The organism is Massilia sp. GER05 (assembly GCF_052056005.1).
GTDB classification, from domain to species: domain Bacteria; phylum Pseudomonadota; class Gammaproteobacteria; order Burkholderiales; family Burkholderiaceae_D; genus Telluria; species Telluria orientalis.
In genome coordinates this window covers 942,695-954,253 of record NZ_CP178858.1, presented here as the reverse complement: position 1 = coordinate 954,253, position 11,559 = coordinate 942,695, and the positions used below count along the sequence as shown (strand labels likewise).

Annotated in this window: 9 protein-coding genes; 4 read left to right on the top strand and 5 right to left on the bottom strand. The window is 69.3% G+C overall.

Annotated elements, in window-relative coordinates:
- Window positions 1-2: 2 nt before the first annotated feature.
- Complete coding sequence (locus tag ACL58G_RS04165; RefSeq protein ID WP_440965330.1) at window positions 3-683, bottom strand: ABC transporter ATP-binding protein; 681 nt, start codon at window positions 681-683, stop codon at window positions 3-5.
- Window positions 684-723: 40 nt separating this feature from the next.
- Window positions 724-2,007: an efflux RND transporter periplasmic adaptor subunit gene (locus ACL58G_RS04160; protein WP_440965328.1), complete on the bottom strand. Its 1,284-nt coding sequence runs from the start codon at window positions 2,005-2,007 to the stop codon at window positions 724-726.
- Between the two features lie 160 nt (window positions 2,008-2,167).
- Here ACL58G_RS04160 and ACL58G_RS04155 point away from each other — a divergent pair, with 160 nt between their 5' ends.
- The 4 genes from ACL58G_RS04155 (at window position 2,168) to ACL58G_RS04140 (ending at window position 8,292) form a co-directional block, all read left to right on the top strand.
- Window positions 2,168-3,502: a sigma-54-dependent transcriptional regulator gene (locus ACL58G_RS04155; protein WP_440965326.1), complete on the top strand. Its 1,335-nt coding sequence runs from the start codon at window positions 2,168-2,170 to the stop codon at window positions 3,500-3,502.
- Window positions 3,492-4,712, top strand: a complete 1,221-nt coding sequence (locus ACL58G_RS04150) for a sensor histidine kinase (RefSeq protein ID WP_440965324.1) — start codon at window positions 3,492-3,494, stop codon at window positions 4,710-4,712. The genes ACL58G_RS04155 and ACL58G_RS04150 overlap by 11 nt, the downstream gene beginning before the upstream one ends.
- 90 nt (window positions 4,713-4,802) lie before the next feature.
- Window positions 4,803-6,950 carry a PEP-CTERM sorting domain-containing protein gene (locus ACL58G_RS04145; protein WP_440965323.1) on the top strand — a complete coding sequence of 716 codons (2,148 nt, stop codon included), beginning with the start codon at window positions 4,803-4,805 and terminating at the stop codon, window positions 6,948-6,950.
- 37 nt (window positions 6,951-6,987) lie between these two features.
- Window positions 6,988-8,292 carry an MFS family transporter gene (locus tag ACL58G_RS04140; RefSeq protein ID WP_413340918.1) on the top strand — a complete coding sequence of 435 codons (1,305 nt, stop codon included), beginning with the start codon at window positions 6,988-6,990 and terminating at the stop codon, window positions 8,290-8,292.
- On the opposite strand, the gene ACL58G_RS04135 is transcribed toward ACL58G_RS04140, so the two are convergent.
- From ACL58G_RS04135 to gshA, 3 genes are all read right to left on the bottom strand, one after another.
- A complete protein-coding gene (locus tag ACL58G_RS04135; protein WP_413380738.1) occupies window positions 8,285-8,752 on the bottom strand; it encodes a GNAT family N-acetyltransferase in 468 nt (155 codons plus the stop codon). The genes ACL58G_RS04140 and ACL58G_RS04135 overlap by 8 nt on opposite strands.
- A gap of 13 nt (window positions 8,753-8,765) precedes the next feature.
- Window positions 8,766-9,776: a histone deacetylase family protein gene (locus ACL58G_RS04130; protein ID WP_413380736.1), complete on the bottom strand. Its 1,011-nt coding sequence runs from the start codon at window positions 9,774-9,776 to the stop codon at window positions 8,766-8,768.
- 139 nt (window positions 9,777-9,915) lie between these two features.
- On the bottom strand, window positions 9,916-11,511 hold the full coding sequence (gene gshA, locus ACL58G_RS04125; RefSeq protein ID WP_413380734.1) for a glutamate--cysteine ligase: 1,596 nt from the start codon (window positions 11,509-11,511) through the stop codon (window positions 9,916-9,918).
- Window positions 11,512-11,559: the final 48 nt, after the last annotated feature.

Below are 11,559 nucleotides of genomic sequence, written 5' to 3'. Positions count from 1 at the left end.
CCTCATGCCGCCAGCAGCGCGTCGACGACGATGCGGCCGTCGAGCAGGCGCAGCGTGCGCGACGCCTGCGCCGCGTGCGCGGGCGAGTGCGTGACCATCACGACCGTCGTGCCCTCGGCGTTGATGTTCCGTAGGAGGCGCATGACGTCGTCGCCGTGCGCGGTGTCGAGGTTGCCGGTCGGTTCGTCCGCCAGCAGCATGGCCGGCCCGGCCACGAGGGCGCGCGCGATCGCCACGCGCTGCTGCTGGCCGCCCGACAGCTGCGACGGCCGGTGTCCGGCGCGGTGCGCCACGCCCAGCCGGTCGAGCATGTCGCGCACGCGCCGCCGGCGTTCGGCCGCGGGCGTGCCCGTGTATTCGAGCGCGAGTTCGACGTTCTCGAATACGGTCAATTCCTCGATCAGGTTGAAGCTCTGGAAAATGAACCCAATCTTCCCGCGCCGCAGCGCATTCAGCTTCGCCTCGCTCCAGCCGGCCACGTTACGGCCCTCGAACCAGTATTCTCCGGACGTCGGCACGTCGAGCAGCCCGAGGACGGACAGCAGCGTGGACTTGCCGCAGCCGGACGGCCCCGTGATGGCCACGTATTCGCCGGCGGCGATCTCGAGGTCGATGCGGTCGAGGGCCGTGGTGCGGACTTCGCCCGCCGTGTGGATCTTGCTGACGCCTGATAGTCGGAGCATGTCGTTCTTTCGTGGTTGATGTGATGTTGGAGGGTGCGCGTCACTTCGTCAATTCCAGCCGCCCGGCCTTGCCGAACGACGTGTAGCCGGACACGATGACGTCCTCGCCGGCGGCCAGTCCGGACAGGACTTCCACCTGCGTGTCGTTGCGGCGCCCCAGGCGCACGGTGCGCCGTTCGGCATGGCGGCCGTCCGGCGCCGCCACGAACACCCAGGCGCCGCCGCCGTCGCCGGCGTAAGTGCCCTGGGGCAGCAGCAGGGCCCGGGCCGGCTCGCCCAGCGTCAGCCGTGCATCCAGGCCCTGGCCGGGACTGATCACGGGCGGCTGCGCGCCCGTAAACACAATCTCGACGGTGAAGCGGCCGTCCTTGACCTGCGGGTAGATCGTGGCGACGCGCAGCGGATACCTGGCGCCTTCCTGGACCACGAGGCCCGGGCGTCCGGTCGTGACGCGGCTGAGATAGAACTCGTCGACCTGTGCCACGAGCTTGAAGCGCTGCGGATCGTCGATGCGGCCGATGCGCTGGTCGGGGCGCACCGTTTCGCCGACGAGCAGGCGGAAATCGGTCAGCACGCCGGCGGCCGGCGCGCGCACGGCCAGCGCGTCGACGGTCGCGTTCACGAGCTTCAGGCCCGCCTGCAGGCCCGCGATCACGCCTTCGATCTGCTGCAGCACGCGACCGCGCACCTGTTCCTCGGCGGCGCTGCTGGCCCGCTCGTCGTCCAGCAGGCGGCGCTGCTGCGCGAGCTTGTCGGCGGCATCCTCCAGCGCGGCCGTGGACAGGAAGCCGCGCGCGGCCAGGCTGGCGTTGCGCGCATGCTGCTTGCGCGCCTGCTCCAGCGCGAATTCCAGGTCCGCCAGGCGGCGCTGGTGGTCGGTGCGGCTGGCTTCCTGCGCCACGCGCAGGGTCGCGAGGTTCGAGATCTGCTGCGCGTACTCGGTCTGGCGCGCCAGCAGTTCCAGGTTGCGCTGCGGGTTCGACAGGCGGAACAGCAAATCGCCTTTCGCCACGTGCTGGCCGTCGTGCGCGATCACTTCCTCGACGCGGCCGGATTCGACCGAGTCGAGCACGATGGCGCTGAATGGTTCGGCACTGGCGCGCACGACGATCTCGTCGCGGAAGACGCCCGGCGCGACGCGGGCGATGCGCACGTCGCGCGCTGCCACCTGCAGCCCGTGCGGCAAGGCCTGCCACGCGGCGAAGGCGGCCAGGGAGAGGGCGGCCAGCAGCGCGCCGGCGCGCAGAACGAAACGGCCGCGCCGGACCGGAACGCGCACGTCCATGGCGGCGCCGGTGACGAGGTGGGGAGATGGATGGGTCATGCCGGCATTGTTTGCAAGCCCCGTGCCACGACCGTTTTGCCCCTGCCGAAAGGGGTTTTGTCGCGCGACTGTCCGGATCCGGACAGGTACCCCTGTGCGCTTCCGGACAGGTGACCGCCGGGCAGTACAACGCCCCGATGCGCGCTGCTAGAATGGCCCGATGGTTGAATCCCGCACCCGCCTCCTGATCCTCGACGACGACCGCGATGTCGCCTGCGCCGCGCAGATGCTGCTGCGCCGCCGCCATGGCGCGGTGAGCACGCTCGACGATCCGGCGCGGCTGGAGGCGCTGCTGGCGGACGGCGTGCCGGACGTCGTCTTGCTCGACCTGAATTTCACGCCGGGCCGCGTCGACGGCGCCGAAGGGCTCGCGGTGCTCGACCGCCTGCGCACGCTGGCGCGGCCGCCCGCCGTGATCGCGCTGACCGCATATGCCGACGTGCCGCTCGCGGTCGAAGCGCTGAAGCGCGGCGCCGTCGACTTCATCACCAAGCCCTGGGACAACGCGCGCCTCGCCGCCGCCGTCGATGCCGCGCTGGCGCGCCGCGCGGCCGCGAACGTGCCCGGCGCGTCGGCCCTGATGGGAGACTCCGCGCCGATGCGCGAGGTGAAGGCGATGATCGCCGGTGTCGCGCCCACCGAAGCGAACGTGATGGTGCTGGGCGAGAACGGCGTCGGCAAGGAGCTCGTCGCGCGCGCCCTCCACCAGGCGTCGCGCCGCGCCGCCGGGACGTTCCTCGCCGTGGACATGGGCGCGCTGCCCGAGGCGACGTGCGAGAGCGAGTTGTTCGGCCACCGCAAGGGCGCGTTCACCGACGCGAAGAGCGACCGCGCCGGCCGCTTCCAGGCCGCGCGCGGCGGCACGCTGTTCCTCGACGAGATCGGCAACATGCCGCTGCCCGCGCAGGCCAGGCTGCTGACGGCGCTCGAACGGCGCGAGGTGACGCCGATCGGCGCCGACCGCCCCGAACCGGTCGACGTGCGCATCGTCAGCGCAACCAACCTGACGGAAGACCGCCTGTTCGATCCGGCCGTGTTCCGCGCCGACCTGCTGTTCCGCCTGAACACCATCGTGATCCGCGTGCCGCCCCTGCGCGCCCGGCGCGACGACATTCCCGCGCTGCTGCACCACTACCTGTCGCTGTACGAGGGCCAGTACCAGCGGCCCGTGCGCGAGCTGGCGCCGGCCGCGCTGGACCGCCTGTGCGCGTGGGACTGGCCCGGCAACGTGCGCGCGCTGCGCCACGCGTGCGAGCGCGCCGTGATCCTGGGTGGCGGCGCCGACTACCGCTACGAGGATTTCGGCCTCGCGCCGGCCGCGCCGCCTGCGCCCGTCCAGGTGGAGAAGGCTCAGGACTTCAGGCTGGGCGCACTGGAACGCGACACCATCGCCGCCGCGCTGGACAAGGCCAGGGGCAACATCAGCCTCGCCGCGCGCATGCTGGGCGTCAGCCGCGCCGCGTTGTACCGCAAGCTGGGCAAGCATGGCATCTGAAGCGCGCGCGAAGATGGCCGCGCTGCTGGCGGCGGCCGGCCTCGCGGCGCTGGCGTTCGGCGCCGGCCGCGCGGGCGATGCGCCGCGTGTCCTCGTGCTGTGCGGCCTGGCGGCCGTGGTCGCGGTGCTGGTCCTGTGGCGCAGCCTGGCCGCGCTGGCCGCGCTGCGCCGGCAGCCCGCGCCTGAACCGCGCCCCGTGCTGAACGTCGAGCAGCAAAGCCTCGTCGACAACGCGCTGGCCCTGGAAGCGCGCCTGGAACACGCGCCGGTCGCGCTGTTCGGCATCGACGGGGACGAGCACGTGCAGCCGCTGAACGCGAACGCGCGCAAGCTGGTCGCGCCGGGCCGCGCCACCGATGGCGCCGCCCTGTACCGCCAGCTGGCGCGGCAACCGCACGGCGACCGCACCTTGCTGCAATTCGAGACCGAGCGCGGCACCGAACGCGCGCTGGCGACGGTGTCGATGCTGACCCTGCATGGCCGTCCGCAGCGTCTCGCCGCGCTGATGCCGGTCGAAAGCGAACTGGAAGCCGAAGCCTTGAACGCCTGGCGCCGGCTGGTGCACGTGCTCACGCACGAGATCATGAATTCGCTGACGCCGGTGGCGTCGCTGTCGCGCACGGCGCGCGACCTGGTCGAGGAAGCACGGCCCGCGCTGCTGCCCGACATGGCGGCGGACCTCGGCACGGCGCTCGACGCCATCGGCCGCCGCGCCGACAGCCTGGCCGGTTTCGTCGCCAGCTACCGCAGCCTGTCCAACGTGCCGGATGCGCGGCCGGAGCGGGTGCCGCTGGCCGCCCTGTTCGCGCGGCTCGATGCGCTGGTGGGGCCGGCCTGGCGGGAGCGCGGCGGCGACGTCGCGTTCTCGGTGGAGCCGGCGTCGCTGGAACTGATGGCCGACCCGGGCCAGCTCGAGCAGGCGCTGATCAACCTGCTCAAGAACGCGTTCGAGGCGACGGGTGCGGGCGGCCGCGCGCGCGTTGCCGCCCGCCTGGTGCGCGGTGCGCGCCTGCGCATCGAGGTCGACGACGACGGTCCCGGCGTGCCGGACGCGCTGGCCGCGCACATCTTCACGCCCTTCTTCACGACGCGCAAACAGGGCGGCGGCATTGGTCTCGCGATGGTGCGTCAATTGGTACATGGCAATGGCGGCACGGTACGTTACGCGCGCCCGGTGAGCCGCGGCGCGCGCTTCGTCATCACGTTCTGAACGCGTTCCGCGCACGACTGATCTGGCTCAGTTCCGCGCGGCGCGTCGGGCCGTATCGTTGGCACGCCTGAATGTCATCCGGAGCCTGCCATGTCGATACGCCGTTGCCTGTTCGCCCTGTTGTTGCCGTTCTTCGCCAGCGCGCACGCGTGGGCCGATCCGCTCTATACATTTGATTTCCTGCCGGCGGGTTTCGCGCCGTCCGCGCTCAACAACGCAGGCCAGATCGTCGGTACGTCCGGCGGTGCGGCCGCCATCCTGTCCGGCGGGACCGTCACGAGCCTGGGCAGCGTGCTGCCAGACAGCTACGGTCTTGCGATCAATAACCATGGCGACATCGCCGGGTCACGCAATAGCCCGTACAACGGCAGCGCGTTCGCGTATGTGGGCGGCAGCGTGGTGCCGGTGGCCGCGAGCCTGCCCGACATGTACGCGTATTCGAACGCGAGAGGCATCAACGACGCCGGCATGGTCGCGGGCAATGCCCAGCCCTACATCGGCGAGGCACAGCGCGGTTTCCTGTATGACAGCGGGGGCGTCCACCTGATCGGCACGTTCGGTGGCGACTGGAGCTATGCCGCAGCCATCAACGCGTCCGGCACGGTGGCCGGCACGGCCACGCTTCCCTCCAGCACCTTCAACCCGGACCGCCACGCCTATCTCTACCAGGGCGGCATGATGCTCGACCTCGGCACGCTGGGCGGCATGCGCAGCGAAGCCTACGACGTCAACGACGCCGGGCTCGCGGTGGGCTGGTCGGAAACGGACGTCGTCCTGGACAACGGCGCGCTGACGCGGCCCTTCGCGTACCGTGACGGACACATGGTCGACCTCGGTTCGCTGGGCGGCGACTGGGGCTATGCGCGGGCGCTGAACAATGCGGGCGTCATCGTCGGCGCGTCGGACCTCATCACGGACGTCGGCTGGGGCTACCACGCCTTCATCTATCTCGACGGGCACATGGTCGACCTGAACACGCTCGTGACGGGCGCGAACGGCTGGGAGATCATCGACGCCACCGACATCAACGACGCGGGCCAGATCCTGGGCCGTGCCTGCCGCCTCGGCACGTGCGCGGACGTGCGCCTGGACCTCGTGTCGGCCGTGCCCGAGCCGGCCACCTGGGCAATGCTGGCCGCCGGGCTCGGCCTGCTGGCCTGGCGCGCGCGCCGGCGCCGCGTGAAGCCGGCGCTGATGCTCGGCGTATCCCTGGCAGTGGCGGCACCGGCCGTGCTGGCCGACCCGCTCTATACCGCGACCTTCCTGCCCGAAAACTTCACGGCCTACGGCATCGGCAACGACGGCAGCGTCGTCGGCAGCGGCATCAATCCCGACAACCAGCAACGCGCCTTCGTGTGGCAGGACGGCACGACGACGTTCCTGCCGACGCTGGGCGGCCAGTCTGCCTGGGCGACCGCCACCAACGGCGGCGCCGTGGTCGGCGCCTCGCTGTCCGGCGACTTTACGCGCGGCTTCATCTACCGCAACGGCGACATCCGGAGCACCGGCACGCTGTACGGCGGCGAGAGCATCGCGTACGGCATCAACGCCGCGGGCCAGGTCGTGGGCGATTCCACGGATGCGTCCGGCAACAGCCGCGCGTTCCTGTACAGCGGCGGCACGCTGACCGACATCGGCACGCTGGGCGGGGCGGATGCGCGGGCGCGGGGTATCAACGGCGCGGGCATGATCGTCGGCGGCTCCCAGCCGGGCCCGGGATTCCCGGACGACGGCGCCCACGCATTCCTGTACCACGACGGCACCATGCAGGACCTCGGCACGCTGGGCGGCGGCTTCAGCTGGGCCGAGGCGGTGAACGATGCCGGCCAGGTGGCGGGCTACAGCCTCATCGGCGCCGCGGCCGTCTGGCATCCGTTCCTGTACAGCGACGGCGTGATGCACGACCTCGGTTCCTTCGGCGGCGACTTCGGCGAAGCCCACGCCATCAACGCGGCCGGCATGGTGGTCGGTTATTCCAGCTTCGTCGGGGACGGTTTCTCGCACGCGTTCGTGTATGCCGACGGCAGCCTGGTCGACCTGAACAACGTGACGGACGGCCTCGGCATCCAGGTGCTGACGGACGCCGTCGGCATCAACGACGCCGGCCAGATCGTGGCCAACAGCTGCAACGACTTCGGGTATTGCGCGCCGGTCCTGCTCTCGCCCGTGCCGGAGCCGGCAGCGGCGTTTTTGCTGCTTGCAGGCATCCCGGTGCTGTTGTGGCGCCGTAAAAATTGAGGAACTGCTATGCTGGGTCCGGACCCGGAGGATAGCAATGACCACGACGGATACAGCGGACCCGCATGCCATCGAACATCTCACATCGCGCCAGCGCGTGTTCGCCATCGTCGGCGCGTCGTCCGGCAACCTGGTGGAGTGGTTCGACTTCTACATCTATTCGTTCTGCGCCCTGTATTTCTCGTCCGCCTTCTTCCCGAAAGGCAATCCGACGACCCAGCTCCTGAACACGGCCGGCATCTTCGCGGCGGGCTTCCTGATGCGCCCGATCGGCGGCTGGCTGTTCGGCCGCATCGCCGACCGCTACGGCCGGCGCAATGCGATGATGATTTCCGTGCTCATGATGTGCGGCGGCTCGCTGATGATCGCCGCGCTGCCGACCTATGCCAGCATCGGCACGGCGGCGCCCATGCTGCTGCTGGTGGCGCGCCTGTTCCAGGGCCTGTCCGTGGGCGGAGAGTATGGCACCAGCGCCACCTACATGAGCGAGGTGGCGGAGCCGGGGCGCAAGGGATTCTTCGCGTCGTTCCAGTACGTGACCCTGATCGGCGGCCAGCTCGCGGCGCTGCTCGTGCTGGGCATCCTGCAATTGCTGCTCACGCATGACGAACTGAAGGCCTGGGGCTGGCGCATCCCGTTCGTCGTCGGTGCCTGCGCCGCCCTCGTGTCGCTGTACCTGCGCCGTTCGCTGCACGAGACCACCACCGCCAGCGAGCGCAAGAGCGAGGCCGCGGGCAGCGTCGCGTCGCTGCTGAAGCACCACCGGCGCGCGTTCGTCACGGTGCTGGGCTTTACGGCGGGCGGCTCGCTGATCTTCTACGCGTTCACGACGTACATGCAGAAATACCTCGTCAACACGGCCGGCATGAGCACGGAGACGGCCAGCCGCATCATGACCGTCTGCCTGCTGGTCTACATGCTGCTGCAGCCGGCGTTCGGCGCGCTGTCCGACCGCATCGGCCGGCGCACGTCGATGATCGCCTTCGGCGCGCTCGCCGCCGTGTTCACGACGCCGATCATGATGGCATTGCGTAACGTCTCGAGCCCGCTGACTGCCGGCGCGCTGATCGTGTGCGCGCTGGCGATCATCAGCCTGTACACGTCGATCGGTGGCCTGATCAAGGCCGAGATGTTCCCCGTCGAAGTGCGCGCGCTGGGCGTGGGCCTGTCGTATGCGGTCGCCAACGCGATCTTCGGCGGCTCGGCGGAATACGTGGCCCTGTGGTTCAAGCAGGCTGGCCACGAGCCGTATTTCTACTGGTACGTGAGCGTCATGTGCGCGCTGGCCTGCCTCGTCGCGATCCGCATGCCGGATCCGACGAAATCCGGCCTGCTCAAATGATGGAAGCGGGGCGCACCATGTCGATGTGCATGATGCCGTCCTCGTCGTACGGCGCGGACACCGTGACGAAGCCGAAGCTCCCATAGAACGCTTCCAGGTGGGCCTGCGCGCCGATGCGGATCGCGTGGCCGGGATGCAGCCGTTCCGCGCACGCGATGCCTTGCGCGACCAGTTCGCGGCCCAGGCCCGTGCCGCGCGTGGACGGGCTGGTGACGACGCGGCCCAGCGACATCTCCTCGTATTTCGCGCCCGGCGCCAGGCAGCGCAGGGTGGCGGCCAGTTCGCGCCTGCCGTCGAGGGTGCGCCAGCCGAGCAGGTGATGCGCGCCCGGATCGAGGCCGTCGATGTCCGGGTACAGGCACGCCTGCTCGAGCACGAACACCTGCTGGCGCAGTGCCAGCATCTCGTACAGTTCGGCCGCCGTCAGGTGGGCGAAACCGCTCCACTGCCATTCGATCATTGTCGTTTCCTTGTCAGGCCGCCGTCTCGAAACCTTCGAGCACGTTGACCACGTTGATGCCGAGTTCGGGCACGACCGAGCCGCCTTCGAACACGAAGACGGTCGGCAGGCCAAGAAAGCCGATGCGCTCGCCGATGCGCAGGAAGTCGCCGCTGGCGAGGCCGAAGTGCGAGCGCGGGTCGCCGCTGAAACCGTCGACGCCCAGCGAGACGACGAGCGCCTGCGGAGAAAAGCCCGCCATCCTGACGCAGGCCGTTTCCAGCGCGAGGAACCACTGCGCTGCCGCCGTTCCGCGCGGCAGCGGCACGTTCAGGTTGAAGCCGAGGCCCGCGCCGGCGCCCGTCTCGTCGGGGTGGCCCGCATAGTACGGGTAGTCCGTGCGCGGGTCGGCGTGGATCGACGCGACCAGCACGTCCTTGCGGCGATAAAAGATGTCCTGCGTGCCGTTGCCGTGGTGGTAGTCGAGGTCGAGGATGGCCACGCGCTGCAGGCCGTCGTCGAGCAGGTGCTGGGCCGCCAGCGCGGCATTGTTCAGGAAGCAGAAGCCGCCGCAGTAGTCGGCGCCGGCGTGATGGCCGGGCGGCCGCGTGAGCGCGAACGTGCTCCGCTCGCCCAGGCGCAGCGCGTGCGCCGCATTGATCGCGCAGTCGGCGCCCGTCTTCGCGGCGGTCCACGTGCCGGCCGCCAGCGGCGTCGTACTGTCGAACGCGTACAGGCCGAGACGGCCCGTGAAACTGTCCGGTTCGACGTCGCGGCGCATGCCTTGCCCTGGCCACACGGAGGGGACGAGATCGCGCTCGGCGTTGCGCGGGTCGAGTGAAAGCCATTCGTTCCACGCGCTGCGCAGGAAGTGCAGGTAGCGGGGCGTGTGGATGCGTTCCAGCGACGTCAGGGGCACGCCATGCGGGGTGACGATGCGGCCCAGGCCGCGCCGCGTGAACTCGTTCGCCACGACGTCGATGCGCTGGGGCGGTTCCGATGCGGGGGCGTGCTGGGCGTGGTGTTCGTTGAAAAAGGTGAGCAAGAAGAGCCCCGATTCAGCGTGAGACGTCGTTCCCGCGCAGGCGGGAACCCAAGTTCTGCTTGCGTTACCGTAACGCGTGCAAATTGGGCCCCCGCCTGCGCGGGGGCGACGTGCATGCGTAAATGTCCAAGCTCGCGTGTTAGCTGTTACGGCACAGTGTACTACTGTTATACGCCGCCACGAAGTCGTCGAAGGAGCCGGTATCCGTCGCCTCGATCTGCGCCTGCTCGGCCAGCGATGCCCGCGCCATCTCGTCGAACAGGCCCGTCTCGGCCGGCATCAGCGGTTCGGTGCGGAACGCCTCGGCGTGCAGTTCGCTCTGGCGCAGGCCGAACTGCGCGAACGAGCCGAGCGCGCGCACTTCCTGCAGCACGCGCGCGGACGGGGTCTTTTCCGGATCCGCGACCTTGGCCTTCTGCGCGTTCAGCGCGTCCATGTGGGCGCCCTTGTAATTGTGCTCGTGGTCCAGCAGTTCCGCGATGGGGCGGATGCGTTCCAGCAGCTCTTCCGCCCAATCCTTCAGCAGCACTTCGTGGTCGTTGCGTGTGAGCGTGAGGCCCGGACGGCGGCCTTCCTTCACGGTGCGCGCGAAGTTGCGCGCGTGGACCTGGCCTTCCATCGCGTTGATCATCGGGCTTTCTTCGAGGGCGCAGAACAGCAGGAAGGCGTCGAGGAAGCGCCCGGTCTCGAGTGCGATGCCGACCGGTTCGAACGGGTCGACGTCCAGGCAGCGCACCTCGATGTATTGCACGCCGCGCGCGCACAGCGCCTGCACCGGGCGCTCGCCCGTGCGGATCACGCGCTTCGGGCGGATCGTCGAATAGTATTCGTTCTCGATCTGCAGGATGTTGGTCGACAGCTGGACCCATTCGCCATCCTTCTTCGTGCCGATCTCCGCGTAGGGCGGATACGGACGCTTGACGGCGTCCATCAGCGAGGTGACGTAGCTTTCCAGGCTGTTCTCGTGCGGGCGCAGGCCGGATTGCGCGTCGTTCTGGTAACCCAGGTCGCTCATGCGCAGGCTCGTCGCGTACGGCAGGAACAAGGTGTCGTCCGACAGCGTCTCGAGATTGTGTTCGCGGCCGCGCAGGAAGCCCTTCGACAGGGTCGGCGAGGCGCCGAACAGGTACATCAGCAGCCAGCTGTAGCGGCGGAAGTTGCGGATGGTCGAGATATAGCTTTCGGACTGGAAGTCGCGCAGCGCGTTGCGGCGTTCTTCCGTGATGCCCTCGTGTTCCGCCAGCAGCTGCCACAGTTCTTCCGGCAGCGAATAGTTGTAGTGGATGCCCGCGATGCATTGCATGGCCTTGCCGTAGCGCAGGGCCAGGCCGCGGCGGTACACGTGCTTGAGCATGCCGATGTTCGACTTGCCGTACCAGGCGATCTCGATGTCTTCCTCGGCCGGCAGCTCGCACGGCATCGACTGGCTCCACAGCAGTTCGCCGTCCAGCTTGGAATAGGCGTAGCGGTGGATCGCGTCCAGGCGGTGCAGGGCCAGGCCGATGTCGTGTTCGGCCGGTGTGATGAATTCGAGCAGCGCTTCCGCGTAATCCGTCGTGATCTGCGGATGGGTCAGGGCCGAGCCGAGTTTTACCGGATGCGCAGTCCTTGCCAGGTGGCCCTGGCCGTCGACGCGCAGCGTCTCGCGTTCGATGCCGCGCAGGCCTTGCAGGAGCAGGCCGCGGTGGGCATCGTCGTCCAGCAGGGCCAGGCGGCGGGTCAGTTGGTTCGACACGAGGATTCCTTTCTTATACTGCCATGAGACGCAGAGAGTAACCGAAAT

Excerpts from the sequence above, each read along its gene's own strand:
- ACL58G_RS04165 (WP_440965330.1), bottom strand. The coding sequence starts at position 683 with ATGCTCCGACTATCAGGCGTCAGCAAGATCCACACGGCGGGCGAAGTC.
- ACL58G_RS04160 (WP_440965328.1), bottom strand. The coding sequence starts at position 2,007 with ATGACCCATCCATCTCCCCACCTCGTCACCGGCGCCGCCATGGACGTG.
- ACL58G_RS04155 (WP_440965326.1), top strand. The coding sequence starts at position 2,168 with ATGGTTGAATCCCGCACCCGCCTCCTGATCCTCGACGACGACCGCGAT.
- ACL58G_RS04150 (WP_440965324.1), top strand. The coding sequence starts at position 3,492 with ATGGCATCTGAAGCGCGCGCGAAGATGGCCGCGCTGCTGGCGGCGGCC.
- ACL58G_RS04145 (WP_440965323.1), top strand. The coding sequence starts at position 4,803 with ATGTCGATACGCCGTTGCCTGTTCGCCCTGTTGTTGCCGTTCTTCGCC.
- ACL58G_RS04140 (WP_413340918.1), top strand. The coding sequence starts at position 6,988 with ATGACCACGACGGATACAGCGGACCCGCATGCCATCGAACATCTCACA.
- ACL58G_RS04135 (WP_413380738.1), bottom strand. The coding sequence starts at position 8,752 with ATGATCGAATGGCAGTGGAGCGGTTTCGCCCACCTGACGGCGGCCGAA.